Genomic DNA, 23,151 nt, shown 5'->3' with positions numbered 1-23,151 from the left:
TCGGGACCGGAGCGGGCCGACGGCGTTGACGCGCGGGTGCCGGCGCCGTTCATCGGCGGACCTCTCCCGGAGAGGGCCGCCCCGAGGATCGCGCGATCGAGGATCGTTGGACACCCGTGAAACCCCTCCGCAGCGGATTACAGGTCATGGGCGTCGCCGCGCAGCGCTTCGTCTCCCATGACGGCTGGGCGATCGCGAGCCACATCGCGCTCTCGAGCCTGACCTCGCTGTTCCCGTTCCTGATCCTGCTGGCGGCGCTCGCCGGCCTGTTCGGCACCCAGTCGCTGGCCGACGAGGCCGGGGTGCTGATCTTCGACGCGTGGCCGCGGGAGATCGCCAAGCCGATCGTCGGCGAGGTGCACCGGGTGCTCACCGAGCAGCGGAGCGGCGTGCTGACGCTCGGCGCGCTGTTCGCCCTGTACTTCTCCTCCTCGGGCGTCGAGAGCCTGCGGGTCGGGTTGAACCGGGCCTACGGCCTGCGCGAGAGCCGGCCCTGGTGGCTGACCCGCCTCGAATCGATCGGCTACGTGATCTGCGGAGCCTTCGCGATGCTGGCCTTCGCGCTGCTCGTGGTGCTGGGGCCGCTGATCTGGCGCAACGTCGTCCTAGTGGCGCCGGGCCTGGAGCCCCTGAGCCTCACGGTGGCGATCGGGCGGATCGCCGTCACAGCCCTGCTGCTCGCCGTTGTGCTGGTCATCGCCCACAAGTTCGTCGCGGCCGGGCGGCGCTCGATCCTGTCGGTGCTGCCGGGGATCGGGGTGACCCTGCTCCTGTGGTTCTTCGCCGGCCTCGGCTTCGGCTACTATCTGGACCGGTTCTCCAACGCCTACGCGTCGACCTACGGGGGGCTGGCCACCGCGATGGTGTTCCTGGTCTTCCTCTACTGGCTCGCCGCCATGTTCCTGTTCGGCGGCGAGATCAACGGCACGGTGATCGCCGCCCGCCGCACCCGCCTGCAGGCGAAGATGCTGGCGCGCCGGGCCGAGATGGAGGGCCGCCGGGCCGGGACGGGGGTCCCGGGACCGGGCGCCTGACGCCTCTCGGCCCCCGCCCCGACGACGCGGTGGCCCCGGCGGCGGCGGCTCACGCCGCCAGCGCCAGCCCCTCGTCCTCCTCCGCCTGGGCCGCCATGAACTGCGCCCGGGCGAGCTCGGCGAACCTGCCGTCCTGCGCGACCAGGTCGTCGAAGGTGCCGGCCTCGACGATCCGGCCCTCGTGGAACACCAGGATGCGGTCGGCGTCGCGGATCGTCGCGAGGCGGTGGGCGATGACGAAGGTGGTCCGCCCCTCCATCACGGTCTCCAGGGCGCCCTGGAGCTTGCGCTCGGTGGCGGCGTCCAGCGCCGAGGTCGCCTCGTCGAGGATCAGGATCGGCGGGTTCTTCAGGAGGGCCCGGGCGATCGAGAGCCGCTGGCGCTCGCCGCCCGAGAGCGACCGGCCGCGCTCGCCGATCACCGTGTCGAGCCCGTCGGCCTGGCGCGCCATGAAGGCGCTGGCCTGGGCGCGCTCCAGCGCGTCGAGCATCTCGGCGTCGGTGGCGTCGGGGCAGCCGACCTGCAGATTCTCGCGGATCGAGCGGGCGAACAGCATCGGCTCCTGGAACACCACGCCGATGTTGTGGCGCAGCGAGGCGAGGCCGACGTCGCGGATGTCCATGCCGTCGATCCGGATTGCGCCGGAGGCCGGGTCGAAGCTGCGGTGCAGGAGGCCGAGCGTCGTCGACTTGCCCGAGCCGGTGGTCCCGACCAGCGCGATCGTCTCGCCGGGCTTGGCGGTGAACGAGACCCCGTCGAGCGCCTGGCGCCTTCCGTCGTACGAGAAGGCGACGTCCTCGAAGCTGACCGCGCCCTCGAAGCGGGCGACCTGCCGGGCGTGCGGCCGGTCGGCCACCGCCGGGACGGTGTCGTAGATCTCGAAGAACTCGGCGATCTTCGGCGCCTGCTGGAACAGGCCGTTGACGAAGCCGACCACGTGGTCGAGCCGGGCCACGAAGGCGGTGGCGAGGCTCATGAAGGCCACGACCTCGCCCACCGTGGTGGTGCCGGCCTGGTAGAGCCAGATGCCGGTGACGAAGATCGCCGTCATGGTAATGGTCGCGGAGGCGCGGGTCGCCACGTTGGCGAGCGCCCACCAGGACAGGACCGGGATCTGAGCGGCGAGCAGGTTGGTGATGATGCCGCGCATCGCCTCCTTCTCGGCCTTGGCGCGGGTGAAGGACTGGATCACCGCGACGTTGCCGAGGGCGTCCGAGGCGTGGGCGGCCAGCCCCGAGTTGAATTCCTCGACCTGGCCCTGGAGCGCCTCGGTCCGGCGCATCACGAAGGTGGTGAGCGCCGTGAAGGCCAGCACCAGCACCACCAGGATCGCGCCGAGCTGCCAGTTGATGAACAGGGTCATCGGCAGGAGCACGCCGAGCGAGACCAGGGCGACGAGGTGATCGCGGAAGAAGCCGAGCCACAGCCACGCCATGCCGTTCGTGCCCTCCAGCATCGCCTTCAGGACGCGGCCGGAATGGTTGGCCGAGTGGAAGGCGAGCGGCAGGTCGAGGACGTGCTCGAAGTAGCTCGCCATCGACGACAGCCGGTTGCGGTGCGCGAGCCGGTCGGCGTGGAGCGCGATGAACACGCCCGCCGCGATGGTGAAGAAGCCGAACGCCACCCAGGCGGCGAGCAGGGGCAGCATCGTGCCCATGGCGTCGCCGCCGCGCTTGAGATGGGTCAGCTGGTCGATGATCCGGCCCATCAGCAGGGGCTCGGCGAAGGCCGCGATCGCCAGGACCACGTTGGTGACGGCCAGGCCTATCGCCAGCCGCCGCTCCGCCTTCAGAAATCCCAGGACCCGCCCGTACAGACGAACCATCGTACCGCTCCGCCACCCCTGGCGCGGCCCGTGTGACCCGGGTCTCACGCCTTCACCGAGGAGGTCCGCGCGGCCGGCATGCGTGCCGGATCCGCGTCAAACCCCTCGTACGAAACGGGTATGCCAGCGCCTGCCTGAACGGGCGATGACGGGCCGATACAGGTTCGAAACAGTCGCCTTTACGGTTGCTTCAGCAAAGTTTCCCGAAGCTTAGCGCGGAGCCGCCGCGCCCGGGGCGCGCGGGCGGTGCCCGACATGCCCGGCGTCGGCGCGGCGTTCGCGCCGTTCAGGACCGATGGCGGCCGGACGTCCGGACGACCGATTCGCCTCCGCCGCCGGCAAGGGAGCCCCCCGCCATGCCGGCCGGTGGGGCTCCGCTACTTCGCGGTGAGCAGCGCCCAGTAGACCTTGTACTTGGAGCCCGGCGCGTAGGCGGTGGCGATCCCCATCCGGGTCGCCCCGGGCGCCAGCATGGTGGCGTCGTGGGGCGGGCTCTCGCGCCAGCCCGAGAAGGCCTCGGCCAGGGTGTGGTAGCCCGCCGAGAGGTTGGCGTTGACGTTCGCGTAGCCGAGCCGCTCGACGGCGGCCTTGACGGTCTGGGCCCGGCTCGGCCGGTCGGCGAGCGCCATGGCGGCCGCCTCGGCCTCGGCGAGGCGCTGCAGTTCGGGATCGACCGTCAGCGGCGGCGCGCCGCGATTGCGGCGGTAGGACGAGATCATGTCGCGGGCCGCCTCGACGTCGATATGCGCGCTGTTGCTGGCGAGCGGCAGGTAGATGCTCGGCAGCCCGGCGCTGCTCGGCGGCTGGGCGGCGCAGCCGCCGAGAAGCGCCACCGCCAGCGCGGCCGGACCGACCATCCGGGCCCCGGTCCTGATCCGGGCGCGCCCGCGCCCCGCATGTCGACCGTCCCGATCGCGTCTCGTCACGTTTCACCCATCCCTGCGACGGCCCCAACGCCCAGCCGCCATATAGGGGCTGCCGCTCGGCCGCGCATCGGACGGTTAGGGCTTCCTCAAAGGCCCTCCGTCTAAAATTGCACACCGATGACGACCGCGCGTTCCCTGACCCCGGTGGATCTACCCCGCGACCGACCCGTCGGCGGGTGCGCGGACCCGTCGGCAGCGTCTGAGGCGGCGTCGGAGGCCGCGACCGCGCGCGCCCTCCAGCGGGCGATCCTTCGCCAGCAGGCCGGCCTGCTGGCGCGGCAGGAGCGTGCCCTGGCGGCCGCCGGGATGGGCCTCTGGTCCTGCCGCCTGCGCGACGGCGCCCTCGACTGGTCCGGGGGCGTCCACGACCTGTTCGGCGTCCCCCGGGGCGCGGCGCTGCTCCGGCCCCGGATCCTGGACCTCTACGAGCCGACCTCGCGGCGCCTGCTGGAGGCGCTCCGGCACCGGGCGATCGCCGGGAGCGGCGCCTTCGTGCTCGACGCCGAGATCCAGGCCGGGGGCCGGCGGCGCTGGATCCGGATCCGCGCCGCGGTCGAGGCCGAGGACGGGCGCCCCGCCCGCCTGTTCGGAACAAAGCAGGACGTGACCGAGGAGATCGCCCGGCTGGCCGAGCTGAGCCGGCGCGCCGAGTGCGACCCGCTCACCGGGCTGGCGAACCGCCGCGGCTTCGAGGCGCGATTCGAGGCGCGGTTCGAGGCCGGGACGGACGGCGCCGGTCCGGATTCCCTCGCCGCCCTGCTGCTGATCGACCTCGACGGGTTCAAGCCGGTCAACGACGTCCACGGCCACGCGGCCGGCGACCTGTGCCTCCGGCGCTCGGCCGCGCGGCTCGCCGCCGTCTGCCGGGATGCGGCCCTCGTGGCCCGCATCGGCGGCGACGAGTTCGCCGTGCTCCTGCGGGCGCCCGTCGACCCGCTCGCGCTGGTGGAGCGCGGCCGGCGCGTCGTCGCCGCCCTGAGCCAGCCGATCCCGTATCGCGGCCGGGAGTTGCGGATCGGCGCCTCCGTGGGGATCGCGGTAGGAGACGCCGCCGGGATGTCCAGCGGGCGCGGGGGCCGCGCCCGGCTGTTCGGCCGGGCGGACGCGGCGCTCTACGCCGCCAAGGACGCGGGCGGGAACGCCGTCCGGATCGCCCTCGGCGGCGGCCGGTCAGGCGCCGGCAGTGCGCAGGCCGCGGTCGCGCTGGGGCCGGGCTGATTCGCCGCCCTCGGGAACCGCGGCCGGCTGGATGAAGCGGCTGGCGATCTCGCCCATGGCGCTCTGCATCGTGTCGAGGCCCTGAACGGTGACGATGCTGGAGCCGGGCCCGAGCGGCGGGATGAAGCCCGCCTCCGAGAGGGTCGCGAACACCGAGAAGTTCAGGTCGGTCACCACCTTCTGGCCGAGGCTCACGTCGACGATCCAGACGAGCAGCTCGAATTCCAGGAACGGGTCGCCGATCTTCTTGAACACCACCCGGGGCGGGGGCTCCTTCAGGATGTCGGAGTGGCTCTGCGCGCAGGCCGTGATCATCTCGGCGGCGCGCACCGGGTCCTGGTTGCGCAGGACGCTCACCGTGATGCTGACGCGCCCGGTCCGGTCGCCTCGCACCCGGTTCTTCACCACCCCGGAGATCAGGTTTGAGTTCGGCACGATCACGGCCGAGCGGTCGAAGGTCTGGATCTCGGTGGAGCGCACCGAGATCCGCTTCACGATGCCCTCGGAATCGCCGATCACCACCTGGTCGCCGACCCGGATCGGGCGCTCCCACAGGAGCAGCAGGCCGGAGACGAAGTTGTTGACGATCGACTGGAGGCCGAAACCGATACCGACCGACAGCGCGCCGGCCACGATGGTGAGCTTCTCCAGGCTCAGGCCGAGATACGAGAAGGCGAGCGCCAGCGCGATCAGGAAGCCGCAATAGCCCGCCACCGTGGTGATCGAGTTGCGCAGGCCCGCGTCGAGGTCGGTGGCCGGCAGGTAGGTGTTCTCCAGCCAGCGCTGCACCCCGCGGGTGATGAACACGCCGACCACCAGGATGCCGATCCCGAAGGCGATGCTGGAGAGCGAGATCGTGACGTCGCCGACCTTGAAGCCGAAGAAGGCCTGCCGGACCGACGAGACGATGTCGGTGGAGTCGAGGCCCCAGGGCGCCAGCACGAGGACCGCCGCCGCCAGGAACAGGATGAGCCGGGTCGCGCCGGTCGTCAGGACCGAGATCTGGTTGAGCGAGCGCTTGCGCAGGCCGGTATTGGCCTGGAGCGTGGTGGCGAGCCGCGTCTCGTCGCTGAGGGCGCGGCCGACGAAGATGTCGACGCTCTGGACCAGCAGGTAGAGCAGCACGAGGACGGCCGCGTCCCAGATCAGCTGGTCGATCAGGAAGGCCGCGAAGGCCACGTAGCCCACCAGCGCGCCGAGCCCGATCAGCGCCACCGCGGCCCAGCCCAGGAGCCGCGCCGGCCCGCCGATGCCCGTCGTGGTCTTGGTCGGCACGTAGGGGCCGAAGCAGGCCTCCTCCTCCTGCTCGGTGTCGGCGAACCGGTGGAGGCCGACCGCGAGGATCAGCGCGGTGGCGACCGCCCCGATGCCCCGCGTGGCGATGGAGATCGGCAGGGCCGCCGAGATCCCGGAATTCAGGGCCTCGACGGACTTCACCACGGTGATCACCGTGGCGATGCCGACGGCGAGCCGGGTCAGGCGCGTGGCCGCCGCGTCGCTCACCGGGGCGGGCCGCCACGCCGGCTTCTCGGGGCTGAGCAGCCCGTCGCAGAGGGCCTCCACGAAGGCGATGAAGGCCAGCCCGCCGAGGATCGCGGCGGCGACCGGCAGGAGCCGGGACGGCAGCAGGTTGGTGGAATCGAGGGCGTAGTAGACCGCGTAGGATCCGGCCACCGCCGGCACCGTGCCGAGCAGGATCACCCGCCAGGCGGCGAGCATCACGGCGCGCCGCGACGGGTCGGTCTTGGTGGCATCCCGGCGGGCGCCCTTGGGGGCGATGTTGCGCCGGCCGAAATACAGCGCCACCGAGATCCCGAAGGCGAGCCCCAGGAACAGCAGGTTGGCGAGGTTGCCGTTGCGGGAAAACAGCAGCCCGATATCCGACACGGCGCTCTGCAGGGCGCGCGTGTCCCGGGGGACGTCGCCCATCACCTTGGTCCAGAGACCGGGGCCGACCAGCGGCTGGGAGCGCTGGAGCAGGTCGCGGGTGAACGATTCGCGGCGGCGATTCGAGACGCGGTCGACGATCTGGTCACCCTGCACCACCAGGGAGCGGGCGAGGCGCTGGGTCTCGTCGATGCGGGTAACGGCGGCCTCGCGCTCGGCGCGCTCGGCGGCGACGTCGGCGCTCTCCTGGGTATCCTTGGGTTTCGGCCCGAGCTGGGCCAGGCGCTCGCGCGCGGCCTCCAGCGGCGCGTCGAGCCGGGTGACCAGGGTGCGGATCTCGTCGGTGACCGTCACGGCGCTGTCGCGGATGGCGGTGAGGTCGGCCACCGTCAGCTCCGTGTGGCCGAGCTGCTTCTCGCGGGCGTCGAGCTCGGTCTTGGCGGCGTCGAGCTTGGCTCGGACCTTCTTGAACTGCTCGGGAACCTCGGCCTTGGCGGCCGGCGGGGGCGCGGGCTTCGCTTCGGCGGGTTTCGCGTCGGGCGCCTTCGCGTCGGGCGCTTTGCCGTCCGCGGGCTTGGCTTCGGGCGCGGCCTTGGTGTCGGCGGCCTTCTGATCGGAAGACTTGGCGGCGGGCGCCGGATCCTGGGCGAAGGCCGGCAGGGTCAGGGCCGCCGGGGTTGCGAACACCAGCGCGGCGAGCAGGGCGAGTGCGCGGGACGGGCGCGGCGCGCCCTCCGGCTTCCGGGTCCGCGCTGGGATACGATGCATGAGCAACCTCTCGTCGGGCGCGCGGCGGCCGGCCGGAGTCCGGCATCGGCGAATCGGCGGCGATCGGGGACCGGGCGGGCCTCCTGGCGGCCGGGCGCTCTGGGCGAGCAATAGGGCGAAACCGTGCCGCTGCCCACCCCGGGCCGGATCCCGCGCCGGGTCCCACCCCCGCGAGCCCGCTGTGGGTGCGTCCCCGGGGCTCATCCGGAAAAGCTTCACAAGGGTGTCACGCTGGGATTAGATGAACACCTGATGGACAGGGCCTTTTCGTTGCTACGCGAAAGGGCGCGGCCGGTGGCGATACCGGCCCGGCCCGGCCGCGTTCCGGATGCTACCGCATCGACCGGCGCCCCCGCGCGCCGGCCCGCCGCCCTGTTGTTCCCTCCGTCTCTCCCGTCGAGCCGTCGCTCCGCGCGCCGGCCCGTCCTGCATCGGCCCCGGGCCGGTTCGGACGGGCCGGCGGGGCGGCGGCATGGTCCCGCGCGTCCCACGCGCCAGAGCTAGTCCGAAGAGTCGCGCCGATGATGGATCTCCAAACCCTCGTCCTCAACGCGGATTATCGGCCGCTCTCGTACAATCCGCTCTCCCTCTGGTCGTGGAAGGACGCCTTCACGGCCCTGTTCCTCGACCGCGTCACCCTGGTGGCGAGCTACGACGTCGAGGCGCGCTCGCCCTCGCGCGCCCTGCGGGTGCCGAGCGTCGTGGCGCTGAAGAACTACGTGGCGCTGGCCCGCAGCCCGGCCTTCACCCGCTACAACATCTACCTGCGCGACGGTTTCAGCTGCCAGTATTGCGGCCTGCGGCTGCCCTCGGGCGGCCTGACCTTCGACCACGTGGTGCCGCGCTCCCGGGGCGGCCTGTCGAGCTGGGAGAACGTCGTGGCGGCCTGCTCGCCCTGCAACCTGCGCAAGGCCAACCGCACGCCGGACGAGGCGGACATGCCGCTGATGACCGAGCCCCGGCGGCCGACGCGCTACGAGCTGCACCACCGGCAGCCCGAGTTCGATCACCGCCAGTACCATCACACCTGGCTCGACTACCTGTACTGGGACAGCGAGCTGGAGAGCTGAGGGCGGCGCGGAGGCCTCACCAGGCCGGCTCGCGGCGGGGCGGCTCGTTGTACATCGGGACGTTGTGGTTGCGCGGCAGGTAGCCCCGCACCAGCACGGGCGGGGGGACGGCGGGAACGGCCGGCACCGGCCTCACCCGGACGATCCGGCGCGTCGGGTGATGCGCCCCGCGGCGCTCCGCGAAGGCCGGTCCGTGGGCGAGCACGAGACCAGCGAGCAACGCGGTGCGCGACGCCAGGGGCCAAAGCCTCGAGGGACGGTCAGTCATTGTCAGGATCCGGCCGGCGCGGGGGAATGATCAGAACTTGAGGGCCGCACCGCCGCGGACGGTATTCAGCTCCGCCTTGTGACCGTTGAAGTCCTGGAACCGCACGTACTGGTACTCGCCGCGCACCAGGATGTTCGGCGTGATGGCGTATTCCAGGCCGAAGCCGAGGGCGACGCCGCCGATGGTCTTGGTCCGGGCATTCGCGGTCAGCGTCGTCGGCGCGTACGGGACGGTCTGGACGCCCTGCCCGGTCGGCGTCGAGTTGTTGAGCGGGAAGTTCGGATTGAAGCTCGCGTAGCCGTGATTGTAGACGGCCACGGGCTGCCCGGTGGTCAGGGCCTGGTTCGCCGCGTAGGTGGTGGCGCTGTAGCCGTAATTCTGAACCGCCACGGTGTCGTTGATGGTCACGCGGCCGATCGCGGCGCCGGCGGTGACGTAGGGGAGCAGATTGCCGAACGCGTAGCCGGCCCGGCCCCGGATGGTACCGTAATCCTCGATCCGCGTGTTCGAGGTTCCGGACAGATTCACGTCTTCGGAGACACCTCCGGCGGTCGTCACGTTGCGACCGATGCGGTTGGTCGACCAGCTTCTCTGATCCGTGTGCGTGTAGTCGGCCTCGATGCCGAGGACGATATCGTCGAATTGCACGTTGTACCCGGCGAAGGCACCGAAGCTCGCCCCGTGGGTTCGCGTGCCCGGCAATGACAGGATTTTAGAGACGCTGAACTCAGTCTCGATGTCGCGATAGCTGAAGTAATTCGCCAGCGTGGACTGCATCGCGTTGCGCTGCGACAGGCCGCCCGACGTGAAGCCGCCGTGGCCGCCGACATACACGCCGCTCCAGTCGACCACCGGGGCCGGGACCGGGTCGTAATCCGCGCCGCGCAGGTAATCGTAATCCAGATCCGCGGCGCGCGCGGTGTTCACGCCGCAGAGACCGAGAACCGCCAGCAGCGGGAAAGTGACGGTACGCATCGGGATCGTCCTGGGACGGAAGAGACGGACGGCGGATCGAGCCTCGACACGGTGATACGCCGGTAACCTTAATTCTCCGTTTCTCGACTGCGAGAGGCACGTCTCGATCCGAGGATGCCAGTCCCGGGACGTCGTGGCGGTTATTGGGTCGGCCAAGGACGGGCTGAGGACAGGCCGAGAACCGGACCTGTCGCGACGGGGCGCCGAAACGCGAGACGGCGCGGAGACCCTCCGCGCCGTCGTCGTCCGTCAGGGGGATCGCGGTCGAGGCGCGATCAGTACTTCCGCACCAGCGGGCCGGGGATGGGCTCCGGCATCAAGGGCGGAAGCGGGGCCGCCACGAAGCCGCCGAGGTAGTAGCGCAGGCCGATCTTCACGTCGTGCGCCTCGATGTCCTTGATCTTGATCGCCTGCAGGCTGCCGGTGCAGCACGGGACGAAGCCCGGGCCGGTCTCGGCCTTGCCGAGGTTCAGGTAGCGGTAGGCCACTTCGATCTTCAGCGCGTCGGTCACGTTGTAGGCGAGACCGGCGTGGAGTGCCCAGGCGAGGCTGCCGGTGGTCTTGTCCTTGTAGAACTTGCTGCCGCTGTTGGTGTTGTAGACCGGATTGCCGTTCGGGTCGTAGACCGGGGCGTACGGGATGCAGCCGCAGCCGGCATTCGTGTAATCGTACGCGTAGGTCGGGCTGGTGAACTGCTGGTTGGTCGAGTAGCTCGAGACGTGGTTGAACGCGTAGCCGACGCCGCCGCCGATGAACGGCGTGATGCCGTACCACGTGCCGAGGTCGAAATACGCGTTGGCCAGCACCACTGCGGAGTCGAAGTTGCCGCTCGACTTGTTCACGCCGTACGACCCGAGCCCGTTGTCGAAATCCGGGCCCTTGTAGTACTCGCTGCCGCGCAGGCCGGTGGAGTAGCGGTACTCACCGGTGATGTCGCCGCGCAGGAACGGGGTGAACTGGTAGCCGACGCCGACGCCCGCGAAACCGCCGCCGCCGACCGCGTTGCCGAAGGCGCGGTTGGACTCGGCGTAGCCGGTGTAGTCGTAGGCGTCGCTGTAGCGCGGACGGGTGTAGATGCTCGCGCCCACGTCGCCGCGCAGGTACCAGCCGCCGCCGACCTCAATCGGCGGGGGCGGCGGGGGCGGGGGCGGCGGCAGCATCAGATCCGCGGCCGCGGCGAGGCAGGGCGCACCGACGCTCGCCGCGAGCGTCAGGCTACGCACCAAAGCGTTCAGCTTGGAGCGGGCCATGAGGATTCCTTCACTGGACTCGTGAGCCGGACGCGCGGCGCGCGGTCCCGGGGTACGAGGGCAGGATGGAAGGAACGTCTTAAATCCGGCTTAACGTTAAATGTTAGGCTTGCGCATCCGTTGCCGAACTGTCGAAACCGATATCCGGGCGAGACTTGCTTGTTTCGGCTGCGCTGCGCCGCCGGGGTCAGCGCAGTTCTTCTATGGGGGCCGGACGGCGCGGGGGCTGAGGCCGCATGGGACCCGACGACGTGCGCATCCTGGCGCTGATGCTGCCCGAGGCGGTAGCGGGCGCCCACAGCGGCAACCCGGATTTCCGGGTCGGCGGCCGGGTCTTCGCGACCCTCTGGGTCGAGGAGGCGCGGGTCGTGCTGCGCCTCGCGCCCGCCGATCAGGCCGCCCTCTGCGAGGCCGAGCCGGACCTGTTCGCGCCGCTCGACGGCGCCTGGGGGCGGCGGGGCTGGACCAATCTCGACCTCGACCCGTGCGCGGAGGAGGTTCTGCGGGCGGCGCTGCTGGCGGCGTGGCGGATGACCGCACCCGCGGAGCTGCGCGCCGCCTACGCCGATCTGGGCTGACTCGGGCTGCCCCCTTCGGAGTCGAGCCGCGCCCCTCCGGGGCTCCGGCCTCAGGCCGCCGCGCGGGTGACGGCGTCGACCACCTCGTCGACCACCGCGTTGACGAGGCCGCGGTCGTCGCCCTCGGCCATGACGCGGATCACCGGCTCGGTGCCCGACGGGCGGATCACGAGGCGGCCGGCATTGCCGAGCCGCTCGCGGGCGTGCTCGATGGCGCTGACCACGCTGTCCTCGCGCAGGGGCTCGCCGCTCCGGTAGCGGACGTTCTTGAGGATCTGCGGCAGCGGGTCGAAGCAGTGGCAGACCTCGCTCACGGGCCGGTTCTGCCGCTGCACCACGCTCAGCAGCTGCAGGGCGGCCACGAGGCCGTCGCCGGTGGTCGTGTAGTCCGACATGATGATGTGGCCGGACTGCTCGCCGCCGAGGTTGTAGCCGTGCGCCCGCATGTGCTCGAGGACGTAGCGGTCCCCCACCGCCGTGCGGGCCAGGGTCAGGCCGAGACCGCCGAGGAAGCGCTCCAGGCCGAGATTCGACATGATCGTCGCCACCACGCCCGGCTGCGTCAGGCGCTCGTCCTCCTTCCAGGAGCGCGCCACGACGGCCATGAGCTGGTCGCCGTCGACCACCTGGCCCTTCTCGTCCACGATCAGCACCCGGTCGGCGTCGCCGTCCAGCGCGATGCCGATATCGGCCCGGCGCTCGCGCACCATGTCGATCAGGGCCGCGGGCGCGGTCGAGCCGACATCCCGGTTGATGTTGAACCCGTCCGGCTCGGTGCCGATGGCGATCACCTCGGCGCCGAGCTCCCACAGGGTCTCGGGGGCGACCCGGTAGGCCGCGCCGTTGGCGCAGTCGACCACGACCCGCAGCCCGTCCAGCGTCACCTGCCGCGGCAGGGTCCGCTTGGCGAACTCGATGTAGCGGGCGTGCACGCTCTCGATGCGCTTGGCCCGGCCGAGGTCGTTCGAGCCGGAGAGGCGCTTGTGCATGTCGGCTTCGATCAGCCCCTCGATCTCGTGCTCGATCGCGTCGTTGAGCTTGAAGCCGTCGGGCCCGAACAGCTTGATGCCGTTGTCCTCGAACGGGTTGTGCGAGGCCGAGATCATCACGCCGAGATCGGCCCGCATCGAGCGGGTCAGCATCGCCACGGCCGGCGTCGGCACCGGCCCGAGCAGGAGCACGTCCATGCCCACCGAGGTGAAGCCGGCGACGAGCGCGGTCTCGATCATGTAGCCCGAGAGGCGGGTGTCCTTGCCGATCACCACCCGGTGGCGGTGGTCGCCGCGCTGGAACACGAGGCCGGCGGCCTGACCGACCTTGAGGGCGAGCTCCGGCGTGATCACGCCGTTGGCCCGGCCCCGGATGCCGTCGGTTCCGAAATACTTGCGCACCATCACGTCTCCGGCGCCCGGTCTCGCGGACCCGGCACAGCTTAGCAGATTATCGCGCCCGCCGGCGGCTCACCGGCCGGCAGAGTCAACGGGGTGCTCCCCGACAAAGGCGGTCGAAATGGGGCGCCCGGCGCGCTGCAGGAGCCGCGGCGCCGAGGCCGAGACCAGCACGAGGCCCGAGACGGTCAGCAGGCCGAGCACGAGCCGGCGGAAGGCGACCTCGCTGAGGCCGAGATAGATCCGGGTGCCGAGCAGCGTCGGGACCAGCATCGCCGGCAGGACCACCGCCAGGATCGGCAGCGTCGCCCGTGTGACGAGCCCCGCGGCGAGGTAGGTCGCCAGGGTGACGCTGAGCATCGCGAGGTTGAAGTTCTGGATCACCGAGCGCTGCACGTCGCGCTCGTAGCGGCGCAGGGTGCACCAGAGGGTCGGCAGCACGCCCGTGAAGCCGCCGAGCCCGCCCATCATCCCGCCGCCGAGGCCCACCGCGGCGTCGGCGAGCCGGCCGCCGGCCGCGATCCGCGGCAGGTTCCGGGCGAACAGCATGGTCGGGCACCAGACCATCAGCAGGAGGCCGAGGAGCGTCTTGAACCAGTCGGCGTCGAGCCGCGGCAGCAGGAGGACGCCGAGGGGGATGCCGGCGAGGCCGCCGAGGACGAAGGGCGCGAGGCGCCTAGTCTCGAACCCGCGCCGGACCGAGACCGCCGCGATGACCTGGCCCGTGAAGGCGCCGGAGACGGCCAGCACGGCGGCGAGCTGCGGGTCGATCACCCAGGCCCAGAACGACAGGGCCGTGAGGCCGAAGCCGAAGCCCGACAGGCCCTGGACGAAGCCGGCGACGACGGCGCCGAGGGCGACGACGAGATAGGTCGAGACCGGCATCGGGGGTTTCGCGGCGGCCTGTGGAAGGGACCTGTGTTTCCGATTCGGCGGAGTCCGCCGAGCCTCCGGCCAAGCTGACGCGCGCGATCCGCCGACAGGAGGGCCGGTTTGTCACGGGAGACGCGGCGACGATCACGCGTCGCCGGCGAACGCCGCCGCTGATGAGGGAGCGCGACGCGGCCCCGCGCGCGGTCCTGACAGCGTCCTGAAAGCGCGCCGAATCCGCACGCGCGTCGAAGGAGGCCGCACGGAACGAAAAAGGGCGCCTCGCGGCGCCCCCTTCGCTCGTCCGACCGTGCGGTCTCAGGCCTGCGGCTGCGGCTCCAGGCCGCCGTCGCTCTCCTTCGGCCGGCCGCGGCCCGCCGAGGGGACCGAGGAGCCCCGGGCCGGGGTCGGCGGCACGTCGCCGCCGTCGCGGATCGGGGGCTGGCCCTTGAGCAGGTTGCGGATCTCCTCGCCCGAGAGGGTCTCGTACTCGAGGAGCCCCTGGGCCAGGGCCTCCAGGTCGTCCTTGTGCTCGGCCAGGATGCGGCGCGCCTCCTCCAAGCCGGTCTCCACGAGGCGGCGGACCTCGGCGTCGATCTTCTGGGCGGTCGACTCGGAGACCGATTGCTGCCGGCCCATCGACATGCCGAGGAAGACCTCGTCGTTGTTGTCGCCGTACGCGACGGTGCCGAGCTCGGGGCTGAAGCCCCAGCGGGTCACCATCATCTTGGCGAGCCGCGTCGCCTGCTCGATGTCCGACTGCGCGCCCGAGGTCACCTTCTCGCGCCCGAAGATCATCTCCTCGGCGATGCGGCCGCCCATCATGATCGCCAGCCGCGAGGTCATCTGCTCGAAGCTCATGGAGAGCTTGTCGCGCTCGGGCAGCTGCATGACCATGCCCAGCGCCCGACCGCGCGGGATGATGGTCGCCTTGTGCACCGGGTCGGTGGCCGGGACGTTCAGCGCTACGATGGCGTGGCCGCCCTCGTGGTAGGCGGTGAGCCGCTTCTCGTCCTCGGTCATCACGAGGGTGCGCCGCTCGGCGCCCATCATGACCTTGTCCTTGGCGTCCTCGAACTCGTGCATCGTCACGATGCGTTTTCCGCGTCGAGCGGCGAGGAGCGCCGATTCGTTGACGAGGTTCATCAGGTCGGCGCCCGAGAAGCCCGGGGTGCCGCGCGCGATGGTCTTGAGGTCGACGTCGGGGGCCAGGGGCACCTTGCGGACGTGGACACGCAGGATGCGCTCGCGGCCGGTGACGTCCGGGTTCGGCACCATGATCTGGCGGTCGAAGCGGCCGGGACGCAGCAGCGCCGGGTCGAGCACGTCGGGGCGGTTGGTCGCCGCGATGATGATGACGCCCTCGTTGGCCTCGAACCCGTCCATCTCCACGAGGAGCTGGTTCAGGGTCTGCTCGCGCTCGTCGTTGCCGCCGCCGAGGCCGGCGCCGCGGTGGCGGCCGACCGCGTCGATCTCGTCTATGAAGATGATGCAGGGCGCGTTCTTCTTGGCCTGCTCGAACATGTCGCGCACGCGGCTGGCGCCGACGCCCACGAACATCTCGACGAAGTCGGAGCCCGAGATGGTGAAGAACGGCACGTTGGCCTCGCCCGCGACCGCCCGGGCGATCAGGGTCTTACCGGTGCCGGGCGGGCCGACGAGCAGCACGCCGCGCGGGATCCGGCCGCCGAGCCGCTGGAACTTCTGGGGGTCGCGCAGGAACTCGACGATCTCCTGCAGGTCCTCCTTGGCCTCCTCGACGCCGGCGACGTCGTCGAACGACACGCGGCCGTGGGCCTCGTTCAGGAGCTTGGCCTTCGACTTGCCGAAGCCCATGGCGCGGCCGGCGCCGGACTGCATCTGGCGCGAGAGGAAGATCCAGGCGCCGATGAAGACGAGGATAGGCAGCCAGCTCACGAGGAGCTGGATGAACCAGGGGGTGTTGTCGGACGGCGGGCGGGCGGTGATCTGCACGCCCTTGCCCTGGAGCTTGGAGACCAGGCTCGGGTCGTTGGGCGCGTAGCTCGTGAAGTTGCCGCCGCCCACGTAGGTGCCGGACACGTCCTGCCCGGAGATCACCACCGACTGGATCTTGCCGGCATCGGCGTCGTTCAGGAGCTGGCTGTAGGCGATCTCGCTGCCGCCGCCCCGGTGACCCGGGTTCTGGAACAGGGTGACGAGGGCCAGCACCAGCAGGAAGATGACGACCCACAAGGCAAAGTTGCGAAAATTCGGGTTCATCGATCAATCCCTGGCGCGTGCGACCCCCAGGACGGACCCGCCACGCGGCTATTCCGATCCATCCGTGCACACTCCGCCAATGTAGGCGGGGGGCTCTCCCTTGCCAAGTAAGTCGGGAGACCCTGCGGCGAGGGCAGCACCTGCGGGTCCGTGCCGGCGCGGCGGCGCCGGGGCGAGGTTCACGCCCCCGCCTGCGTCGGCGGCGACGAGGATCCCCGCGAGGGTGCGGCGGACCGGCTCCCGGCGGCGCAGGGCCGGCAGGAGCGAATCGAGGACGAGGGCCTCGAGTCGCTCGAGGCGGCGCGGCGCCGCGCCGGCCCGGGCCAGGGCGAGATCCAGGCAGCGCAGGGCCACGGCGTCCGGCAGGACCGCCAGGGCGCGCCCGTCGAGGCGCAGGCCCGCGCCCGTCTCCGACCCGGGCCGGAGCGCCCCGTCGAGGGCCTGCTCGGCCGCGCCCCGGAGCGCGGCCTCGTCGCGGGCGGCGCGCTCGGCGAGCCGGGCGAGGCGCGCCCGGGTCAGGCCCTCGCGCTCCAGGGCCGGCCAGGCCGCGCGCAGGCGGCCGCGGGCGAAGCGCGGATCGCCGTTGGCGGGATCGCGCAGATACCCGATGCCGCGCGCCGCGCACCACGCCTCCAGGCTCGCCTTCGGCAGGTACAGGAACGGGCGCCCGAGGGCGAGGCCGGGACCGAGGTCCCGCTCGGCGCGCATGCCGGCGAGCCCCGCGGGGCCGCTGCCGGCCGCGAGCCGGATCAGCACCGTCTCGGCCTGGTCATCCCGCGTGTGGCCCGTCAGCACGAGCCCGGCGCCGACCGCCCCGGCATGGGCGGCGAGGAGTGCGTAGCGGGCGGTGCGGGCCGCGTCCTGCAGGCCGGTGCCGGGCTTCGCGCCCGCCCAGGGCAGGGTCGCGTGGGGCAGGCCGAGCGCCCGGGCGGCGCGGCCGACGCCCTCGGCCTCCGCGCCGGATTCCGACCGCAGGCCGTGATCGACGGTCGCCACGCGCAGGGACGCGCCGGTCGCGTCGCGCAGGCGCGCGGCGGCGTGCATCAGGGCGCTCGAATCGGGACCGCCCGAGACGGCGAGGAGCACGCCCCGCCCGCCGCGCGCGGCCCGGTCGAGCCAGGGGCGGAGGGCGCCGAGGACCGGGTCGCCCGGGTCGCCCGAGTCTCCCAAGTCGCTCAGAGCGCCCGAGACGCTCAGGCGCCGCAGCGGGCGCGCTTCTGCTCGCGGGCGACGCCCTGGCGGACGCCGGTGCCGGCATTCGGGAACTTCCGGTCCAGCTCGGCCAGGGTCGCGCAGGCCTGCTCGCGGGCGCCGAGCGCGTTGAGCGTGACGCCGAGCTTCAGCATGGCGTCGGGGGCCTGGGCGGAGCGGGCGTAGTCGGTGGAGACCTTCAGGAACTGCTCGGCGGCCTCGCGGTTGCGGCCGCGGGCGAGGTAGCTCTCGCCGAGCCAGTAGGTCGCGCCGGCGACCCGGTTGTCGCGCGGGTGCGACTGGATGAACTGGCGCAGGCCCATCTCGGCCTGCTCGTACTGCTTGGCGCGGTACAGCTCGACCGCGGCGTCGAAATCGGCGGCCGGATCGCCGGTCCGGGTCGCCGCCACGCTCTCGGCGGGCCGCGCCGGGATCGCCCCGGTGCGGGCCGGCGGCCGCAGGTCCACGGGCTCGTCGTAGCCGGAGGTCCCGGCCTCCGCGTCGTCCTCGCCGGACTCGTTGAGCGCGCCCTGGGGCAGGCGCTGCGGCCGGGGCGCCGCCTCGGCGGCCTCCTCGGCCTCGCGGGGCGGCAGCGGCGCGGAGGGCTGCGTGCTGCCGAGCTGCATCGGGGCGCCCGGGGCGCCGGGGGCCTGCGACGGGTCGAAGGCGTCGCCGCGCTTCCCGGGGCGGCCGGCGCCCGGATTGCCGCCGTTGACGGGCCCCGACGGCGCGGGCGCGGCCGCGGGTTTGCCGCCCTTGCCCTCGTTCAGGCGGTACTCGACGTCCTCCTGGAACTTGCGCAGCTGCTCCTTGAGCTGGCGGTTCTCGTACTGGAGGGTCTCGATCTGTCCCGCCATCATCCGGGACTGGTTCTCGATGCGGCCGAGGCGCACCACCAGTTCCGAGGCGTCCTGCGCGGCGGCCGGGTGGCCGAGGAGCGCGGCACCGAGGGCGGTGGCGAGGGCGAGGCGGGTGCGAAGGTGGGCGGGCATGGTTCGGCTGCGGTCCGGTGTCGGCGCGAGGCCCTAACAGATGCGCCGCACCGCGGCAAAACTGCGGCGCGGAGGCGGCCGCATGCCGCCTCCGGACTCGTTCGCGCGGCGGCCTACGCGCCGGCGCCGCGGTCGAGGACGATCACCGCGCGGCGGTTCTGCGACCAGCAGGAGATGTCGTTGCACACCGCCACCGGCCGCTCCTTGCCGTACGACACGGTCCGCATCCGGCTCGCCGCGATGCCGCGGGTGGCGAGGTAGTCGTTCACCGCCTGGGCCCGGCGGGCGCCGAGGGAGAAGTTGTACTCGCGAGTGCCGCGCTCGTCGGCGTGGCCCTCGATGATGAAGGTGTAGCGCGGGTAGCGCTGCAGCCACGCGGCCTGCTTGTCGAGGGTCGCGGTCGCGGTCGGCGTCAGGTCGGTGGAGTCCGACTCGAAGAAGACCCGGTCGCCGATATTGACGACGAAGTCCTGCGCGCTGCCCGGGGTGGCGGCGCCCGCCCCGAAGGCGGAGGCGTCGGCGAGGTCCTTGTCGTTGCTGCAGGCGCCCAGGCCGAGGGCGGCGACGAGCGCGAGGCCGAGGGCGGCGGCGCGGAAACGCTGGGGCATGGTCTGAAAAACTCCTCGAGCGGTGCCGAAGGCCGGCTGCTGGTCTTCGAGGCGGGTCCGCGTAATCCTGGCGCCGTTGGTAGGCGGGGTTGGTTAAGCGACGGTTCCGCCGGGCGGCGCGGGGGCGTGGTGACGGTCCGCACCGATCGACGGCGTGCGCTGACGCACCCGGACGCGCCCGGAATGCGGCGGCGGCGGGGCGGCGGGCCGCGACGCGCCATTTCGGCCGCCCCGGTTGCGGCGCTGCAACAGGCGCCGGGCCTCCGCCGGTAACGGTCGCGGGCCGGGCTTTAAGAGATCCTCAACCCTATCGGTCCCTTATCGGCGGGCCGAAGACCGGACCTCCCGCATGCGCCCCGCCCAGAGCGTCCTCATCGTCGAGGACAGCTACCTGCTCCTCGAGATCGTCGCGAGCCTGTGCGAGACGCACGGCATCCGGGTGATCGAAGCCTCGACGGGCGAGGCCGCGCTGACCGTCCTGCGCGACCGGGGCGCGGCGATCGACTGGCTGTTCACCGACATCCACCTGCCCGGGCTGATCGACGGCTGGACGGTGGCCCACGCCTTCCGGGCGATCCATCCGGACCGGCCGGTGGTCTACACCTCGACCGACACGCACGGCCGCAGCGGCGTGCCGGGCAGCCTGTTCCTGCGCAAGCCCTTCCAGATGCAGGAGGTCAACCGCCTGGTCCGGATGATGGTCGAGGGCCTGGGCGAGGCCGGCTCCGAGAGCCGGCTCTGCGCGGCGGGCTGAGCACGGACCCTTCCGAGCGGGATTGTCGTCGCGCGCGCCGCGAAGCGACCCGGGACGCCGCGGCGCCCGGAGGCGGCCTCAGCCGCCCCGGAACAGCGCGACGATCTCCGGCGCGGCGAGCCACGCCTCGACCCGCGGGCAGGCGAGATCCCCGGGGGGCATCGCGTCGTAGAGGGCGAAGCTCGCCGCGACGAAGCCCGGCAGGTCGTAGAGAACCGGGAAGTCGTCGCCCCGCGGCTTGGTCTTGAACAGGTACGAGCCGGTCAGGCCGAAATGCTCGGCGATGGGCGGGTAGATCGGCCAGACCACGTCCTGGGCCAGCTCGTCGCCGAGGTAATCCTCGATCGCCACGGGCTCGGGCGTGAGCCCGTTCTCCTGCAGCAGCCGCCGCGCGATGTCGCCGAGGACGTGGACCTTGGGATGGTTCATCAGGTGCATGAAGGCGCCGCGGCGCGCCCAGCGGGTCACCTCGCGCTCCAGCCCGAAACCCAGGGCGTCGGCCGCGCCGACGAGTTCGCGCACCGCCGGGTCCCAGTGGTCGAGGTAGCCCAGGCGGGCGAACACGTCCTCGCGGAACAGGGCGGCCGTGCGGCCGGCATCGAGGCCGAGCCGGTGGGCGGTGACGACGATCGCCGAGTGGTACTGGCCCAGCGGCGACGGCGTCAGCTTCAGCGCGGCGAGGTCCGAGGCCTGCCCGACATAGACCATGTCCGGGTGGAAGGCCGAGAACACGATCGACGGGAACAGCTTGAGCCGCGGGTCGGCCGCGCGCAGAGTGGCGACGTCGCCGCCCGGGATCAGCCCGGCCGGGAAGGCCTGCGAGAAGACGTGGTCGTGGGCGCGCAGGGTCCGGATCAAGCCGTCGACATGGCCGTGGTCGCGCTTCAGCGAGCCCATGGGCAGGTAGCGGACCGGGCTCTTCGGCGCGAGCAGGCGCATGGCCCGGGCGATGCCCCGGGCCTGGCAATTGCCCAGCACCGCGATGCTCGGCCCGTCACGGGTCGTGGCGGTGCGGGCGCGGTTCCGCCATGGTGTCGCCCAGGTGGGGGCCCAACGGGTAGGCGTCCAATCGGGCGCCGAGCGGGTGAACGCGCTGCGGGCGCGCCGGGGCAGGTCGTTCAGGGCCACGTCGCGTGCCGGTGTCAGCGGACGGAACAGCGCCCCCGAGGGCCTGCCGCCGTCGTGAAGAAGAGGGTTCGAAGATGGCGTTGAATCCGTATACGGGTCTACCGGCCGAGCGATTCTGGCGCAAGGTCGTCACCAACGTGCCGCCCTTCGCGGTCAATCCGCACCCGAAGGACACGTTCGTGATCGGGCCGACCGACAAGGTCGCCACCGGCGGCTCGTGCTTCGCCCAGCGGGTGGCCGAGGCGGTGCGCGGCGCCGGGTTCAACTACTACCTGACCGAGCCGCCGACCCCCGGCATGAGCGCCGAGGAGGCCAATGCCCGCCAGTTCGGCACGTTCTCGGCGCGCTACGGCAATCTCTACTACACGCGCCAGTTCGTGCAGCTGTTCGACCGGGCCTACGGCACGTTCGAGCCGGAGCTGAAGGCGTGGCTGCGCGACGACGGCCGCTACGTCGACCCGTTCCGCCCGACCGTCGAGCCGGCGGGCTTCGCCAGCGAGGCCGAGGTGGTCGCGGCGCGCGACGCGCACCTCGCCGAGGTGCGCCGCCTGTTCGAGACGCTCGACGTGTTCGTGCTGACGCTCGGCCTCACCGAGGGCTGGCGCTGGCGGGCCGACGGCGCGGCGCTGCCGCTCGCCCCCGGCGTCGCGGGCGGCACGTTCGACCCCGCGCTCTACGAGTGCGTGAATGCCGGCGCGGGCGAGGTACTGGGCGACCTCAACGGCTTCCTCGACCGGCTCTGGAGCGTGAACCCGAAGGCGCGGGTGATCTTCACGGTCTCGCCGGTGCCGATGATCGCCACCTACATGGACCGGCACGTGATGGAGTCGAACAGCTACTCCAAGTCGGTGCTGCGGGTGGCGGCCGGCGAGGTGGTCGGCCGCGGCGACCCGCGGGCGGTCTACTTCCCCGCCTACGACATCGTCACGAGCAACGTGAATGCCGGGCGCTACTACAACGAGGACCAGCGCACCATCAACGACGCGGGCGTGCGCCACGTCATGCGCCTGTTCCTGGCGACCTTCGCCCGCGACCGGGTCTCGCCGGCGCCGACCCACGCCCCCGTCGACCTCGCGGCCGAGTTCGAGGGCAATGCCGGCGTGATCTGCGACGAGGAGGAGATCGAGCGCAGCGTGGCGTGACGGGGGGCCGAGATCGTCACCGGAGCAGCCGCGGCCATCGGGCGGCCTGCATCGTCTTCACGAGCGTAGCGAAGTGACCCAGTGTAACGCGACATCGACAGTCGTGGCGCTGCCTGGATTGCTTCGCTCCGCTCGCAAAGACGGCAGCGCTCCGAAGATCCCGCCGGGCAAACGCTCGAGCCCTTCGCGACCGTCACGGCGGCCGGGGCGATCCCGCGTTTGCCTCCAGCCCGGCCTTTCGGGCAAGCTCGGCCGCCCGGGCGCTCGCGCCTATCGGAGACGAATCCCTTGAGCCTGCCCCCGCCCCGCCGCGCCGACCACGACATCGATCCGGTCTTCGTGAAGCGGCACTCGCCCCGCGCCTTCACGGGCGAGGCCGTGCCCGAATCCGAGCTGATGCGGATGATCGAGGCGGCGCGCTGGTCGCCCTCCGCCTACAACTCGCAGCCCTGGCGCTTCCTCTACGCGCTCCGGGGCGACGCCCACTGGGACACGTTCTTCGACCTGCTGGTGCCCGGCAATCAGAAATGGGTGTCCGGCACCGGCGCGATCCTGTTCCTCGTCTCGAACGGGCTCATGAAGGTCGGCGACGAGCTGAAGCCCTCCTACAGCCACTCCTTCGACGCCGGCACCGCCTCGCTGGCCTTCCAGCTCCAGGCGATCCACCAGGGCTGGCACGCCCACGGCATGGTCGGGTTCGACCACGTCCGCGCGCCCGCGGTGCTGCGCCTGCCCGAGAATCACCGGATCGAGGCCGCCTTCGCGGTCGGCCGCAAGATCCCGGAGGCGGACCTCACCGAGGAGCAGCGGCCCCGCGAGACCCCGAACGGGCGCCGGCCGATCACCGACTTCACCATCGCGGGACCGTTCCCGCCGGCCGCCGGCTGAGACGGGCCGGAACCCGCTCGGACGACCGGGGATTGGCTCCGCATCGCGACGCCGTCGCAGGTCCGTGGGCGCAGGCCCACGGGCTCGACCCGGGCCGGCAGGGGGCCGCCGCCCCGCGCCTCCTGTCCGCCCTCCGACGCTTCGGGAGCT

The 23,151-nt window shown here is 72.0% G+C and carries 20 protein-coding genes; 7 read left to right on the top strand and 13 right to left on the bottom strand.

Annotated features, from left to right (window positions below):
* The first annotated feature begins 146 nt into the window (after positions 1–146).
* Positions 147–1,034, top strand: a complete 888-nt coding sequence (locus ACLBX8_RS18690) for a YihY/virulence factor BrkB family protein (RefSeq protein WP_056533709.1) — start codon at positions 147–149, stop codon at positions 1,032–1,034.
* A 49-nt stretch (positions 1,035–1,083) separates the two neighbouring features.
* Here ACLBX8_RS18690 and ACLBX8_RS18685 read toward each other — a convergent pair whose 3' ends face one another.
* Together ACLBX8_RS18685 and ACLBX8_RS18680 are read right to left on the bottom strand one after the other, a co-directional pair.
* Positions 1,084–2,859 carry a glucan ABC transporter ATP-binding protein/ permease gene (locus tag ACLBX8_RS18685; RefSeq protein WP_447699744.1) on the bottom strand — a complete coding sequence of 592 codons (1,776 nt, stop codon included), beginning with the start codon at positions 2,857–2,859 and terminating at the stop codon, positions 1,084–1,086.
* A gap of 377 nt (positions 2,860–3,236) precedes the next feature.
* Positions 3,237–3,716, bottom strand: coding sequence for a CAP domain-containing protein (locus tag ACLBX8_RS18680; RefSeq protein WP_447699743.1), 480 nt, complete (start codon positions 3,714–3,716; stop codon positions 3,237–3,239).
* A gap of 186 nt (positions 3,717–3,902) precedes the next feature.
* Between ACLBX8_RS18680 and ACLBX8_RS18675 the strand changes: the two genes are divergently transcribed.
* Positions 3,903–5,003 carry a diguanylate cyclase domain-containing protein gene (locus ACLBX8_RS18675; RefSeq protein ID WP_447715614.1) on the top strand — a complete coding sequence of 367 codons (1,101 nt, stop codon included), beginning with the start codon at positions 3,903–3,905 and terminating at the stop codon, positions 5,001–5,003.
* Here the strand turns inward: ACLBX8_RS18675 and ACLBX8_RS18670 are convergent.
* The gene (locus ACLBX8_RS18670; RefSeq protein WP_447715613.1) at positions 4,956–7,658 is read right to left on the bottom strand and encodes a DUF3772 domain-containing protein; all 2,703 of its coding nucleotides are present in this window, start codon (positions 7,656–7,658) and stop codon (positions 4,956–4,958) included. The two genes, ACLBX8_RS18675 and ACLBX8_RS18670, sit on opposite strands and share 48 nt — an antisense overlap.
* 521 nt (positions 7,659–8,179) lie before the next feature.
* Here ACLBX8_RS18670 and ACLBX8_RS18665 point away from each other — a divergent pair.
* Positions 8,180–8,728: an HNH endonuclease gene (locus tag ACLBX8_RS18665; protein WP_020094004.1), complete on the top strand. Its 549-nt coding sequence runs from the start codon at positions 8,180–8,182 to the stop codon at positions 8,726–8,728.
* A gap of 16 nt (positions 8,729–8,744) precedes the next feature.
* On the opposite strand, the gene ACLBX8_RS18660 is transcribed toward ACLBX8_RS18665, so the two are convergent.
* The 3 genes from ACLBX8_RS18660 to ACLBX8_RS18650 all read right to left on the bottom strand — a co-directional run bounded on the left by ACLBX8_RS18660 (position 8,745) and on the right by ACLBX8_RS18650 (position 11,221).
* Complete coding sequence (locus tag ACLBX8_RS18660) at positions 8,745–8,996, bottom strand: hypothetical protein (protein ID WP_331297560.1); 252 nt, start codon at positions 8,994–8,996, stop codon at positions 8,745–8,747.
* 30 nt (positions 8,997–9,026) lie between these two features.
* Positions 9,027–9,971, bottom strand: a complete 945-nt coding sequence (locus ACLBX8_RS18655) for an outer membrane protein (protein WP_056533697.1) — start codon at positions 9,969–9,971, stop codon at positions 9,027–9,029.
* Positions 9,972–10,246: 275 nt separating this feature from the next.
* Positions 10,247–11,221 (bottom strand): outer membrane protein, encoded by a 975-nt coding sequence (locus tag ACLBX8_RS18650; protein ID WP_020094007.1) that lies wholly within the window; start codon positions 11,219–11,221, stop codon positions 10,247–10,249.
* Positions 11,222–11,457: 236 nt separating this feature from the next.
* On the opposite strand from ACLBX8_RS18650, the gene ACLBX8_RS18645 reads away from it, so the two are divergent.
* Positions 11,458–11,799 carry an MmcQ/YjbR family DNA-binding protein gene (locus tag ACLBX8_RS18645; protein ID WP_020094008.1) on the top strand — a complete coding sequence of 114 codons (342 nt, stop codon included), beginning with the start codon at positions 11,458–11,460 and terminating at the stop codon, positions 11,797–11,799.
* 50 nt (positions 11,800–11,849) lie between these two features.
* Here the strand turns inward: ACLBX8_RS18645 and glmM are convergent, their stop codons facing one another.
* From glmM to pal, 6 genes are all read right to left on the bottom strand, one after another.
* Positions 11,850–13,190 (bottom strand): phosphoglucosamine mutase, encoded by a 1,341-nt coding sequence (glmM, locus tag ACLBX8_RS18640; protein ID WP_447699776.1) that lies wholly within the window; start codon positions 13,188–13,190, stop codon positions 11,850–11,852.
* Between the two features lie 69 nt (positions 13,191–13,259).
* The gene (locus ACLBX8_RS18635; RefSeq protein WP_447699740.1) at positions 13,260–14,072 is read right to left on the bottom strand and encodes a sulfite exporter TauE/SafE family protein; all 813 of its coding nucleotides are present in this window, start codon (positions 14,070–14,072) and stop codon (positions 13,260–13,262) included.
* Between the two features lie 303 nt (positions 14,073–14,375).
* Entirely contained in the window at positions 14,376–16,298 is a 1,923-nt protein-coding gene (gene ftsH, locus ACLBX8_RS18630; protein WP_012321255.1) for an ATP-dependent zinc metalloprotease FtsH, read from the bottom strand.
* 48 nt (positions 16,299–16,346) lie between these two features.
* Complete coding sequence (gene tilS, locus ACLBX8_RS18625; RefSeq protein ID WP_447715620.1) at positions 16,347–17,384, bottom strand: tRNA lysidine(34) synthetase TilS; 1,038 nt, start codon at positions 17,382–17,384, stop codon at positions 16,347–16,349.
* A 107-nt stretch (positions 17,385–17,491) separates the two neighbouring features.
* Positions 17,492–18,481, bottom strand: a complete 990-nt coding sequence (gene ybgF, locus ACLBX8_RS18620) for a tol-pal system protein YbgF (RefSeq protein WP_447715612.1) — start codon at positions 18,479–18,481, stop codon at positions 17,492–17,494.
* A 113-nt stretch (positions 18,482–18,594) separates the two neighbouring features.
* Complete coding sequence (gene pal / locus ACLBX8_RS18615) at positions 18,595–19,089, bottom strand: peptidoglycan-associated lipoprotein Pal (RefSeq protein WP_012321252.1); 495 nt, start codon at positions 19,087–19,089, stop codon at positions 18,595–18,597.
* Between the two features lie 349 nt (positions 19,090–19,438).
* Between pal and ACLBX8_RS18610 the strand changes: the two genes are divergently transcribed.
* Positions 19,439–19,843 carry a response regulator gene (locus tag ACLBX8_RS18610; protein ID WP_020094013.1) on the top strand — a complete coding sequence of 135 codons (405 nt, stop codon included), beginning with the start codon at positions 19,439–19,441 and terminating at the stop codon, positions 19,841–19,843.
* A 78-nt stretch (positions 19,844–19,921) separates the two neighbouring features.
* Here the strand turns inward: ACLBX8_RS18610 and ACLBX8_RS18605 are convergent, their stop codons facing one another.
* Positions 19,922–20,971, bottom strand: coding sequence for a WcbI family polysaccharide biosynthesis putative acetyltransferase (locus tag ACLBX8_RS18605; RefSeq protein WP_447715611.1), 1,050 nt, complete (start codon positions 20,969–20,971; stop codon positions 19,922–19,924).
* Positions 20,972–21,045: 74 nt separating this feature from the next.
* On the opposite strand from ACLBX8_RS18605, the gene ACLBX8_RS18600 reads away from it, so the two are divergent.
* Together ACLBX8_RS18600 and ACLBX8_RS18595 are read left to right on the top strand one after the other, a co-directional pair.
* A complete protein-coding gene (locus ACLBX8_RS18600; RefSeq protein ID WP_042675851.1) occupies positions 21,046–22,113 on the top strand; it encodes a GSCFA domain-containing protein in 1,068 nt (355 codons plus the stop codon).
* 288 nt (positions 22,114–22,401) lie between these two features.
* On the top strand, positions 22,402–23,001 hold the full coding sequence (locus ACLBX8_RS18595; RefSeq protein ID WP_012321248.1) for a nitroreductase family protein: 600 nt from the start codon (positions 22,402–22,404) through the stop codon (positions 22,999–23,001).
* Positions 23,002–23,151 lie beyond the last annotated feature (150 nt).

It is taken from the genome of Methylobacterium sp. D48H, assembly GCF_053345715.1.
This window is presented reverse-complemented; position numbering and strand designations above follow the sequence as displayed.

Excerpts from the sequence above, each read along its gene's own strand:
- ACLBX8_RS18690 (WP_056533709.1), top strand. The coding sequence starts at position 147 with ATGGGCGTCGCCGCGCAGCGCTTCGTCTCCCATGACGGCTGGGCGATC.
- ACLBX8_RS18685 (WP_447699744.1), bottom strand. The coding sequence starts at position 2,859 with ATGGTTCGTCTGTACGGGCGGGTCCTGGGATTTCTGAAGGCGGAGCGG.
- ACLBX8_RS18680 (WP_447699743.1), bottom strand. The coding sequence starts at position 3,716 with ATGGTCGGTCCGGCCGCGCTGGCGGTGGCGCTTCTCGGCGGCTGCGCC.
- ACLBX8_RS18675 (WP_447715614.1), top strand. The coding sequence starts at position 3,903 with ATGACGACCGCGCGTTCCCTGACCCCGGTGGATCTACCCCGCGACCGA.
- ACLBX8_RS18670 (WP_447715613.1), bottom strand. The coding sequence starts at position 7,658 with ATGCATCGTATCCCAGCGCGGACCCGGAAGCCGGAGGGCGCGCCGCGC.
- ACLBX8_RS18665 (WP_020094004.1), top strand. The coding sequence starts at position 8,180 with ATGATGGATCTCCAAACCCTCGTCCTCAACGCGGATTATCGGCCGCTC.
- ACLBX8_RS18660 (WP_331297560.1), bottom strand. The coding sequence starts at position 8,996 with ATGACTGACCGTCCCTCGAGGCTTTGGCCCCTGGCGTCGCGCACCGCG.
- ACLBX8_RS18655 (WP_056533697.1), bottom strand. The coding sequence starts at position 9,971 with ATGCGTACCGTCACTTTCCCGCTGCTGGCGGTTCTCGGTCTCTGCGGC.
- ACLBX8_RS18650 (WP_020094007.1), bottom strand. The coding sequence starts at position 11,221 with ATGGCCCGCTCCAAGCTGAACGCTTTGGTGCGTAGCCTGACGCTCGCG.
- ACLBX8_RS18645 (WP_020094008.1), top strand. The coding sequence starts at position 11,458 with ATGGGACCCGACGACGTGCGCATCCTGGCGCTGATGCTGCCCGAGGCG.
- ACLBX8_RS18635 (WP_447699740.1), bottom strand. The coding sequence starts at position 14,072 with ATGCCGGTCTCGACCTATCTCGTCGTCGCCCTCGGCGCCGTCGTCGCC.
- ftsH (WP_012321255.1), bottom strand. The coding sequence starts at position 16,298 with ATGAACCCGAATTTTCGCAACTTTGCCTTGTGGGTCGTCATCTTCCTG.
- ybgF (WP_447715612.1), bottom strand. The coding sequence starts at position 18,481 with ATGCCCGCCCACCTTCGCACCCGCCTCGCCCTCGCCACCGCCCTCGGT.
- pal (WP_012321252.1), bottom strand. The coding sequence starts at position 19,089 with ATGCCCCAGCGTTTCCGCGCCGCCGCCCTCGGCCTCGCGCTCGTCGCC.
- ACLBX8_RS18610 (WP_020094013.1), top strand. The coding sequence starts at position 19,439 with ATGCGCCCCGCCCAGAGCGTCCTCATCGTCGAGGACAGCTACCTGCTC.
- ACLBX8_RS18600 (WP_042675851.1), top strand. The coding sequence starts at position 21,046 with ATGGCGTTGAATCCGTATACGGGTCTACCGGCCGAGCGATTCTGGCGC.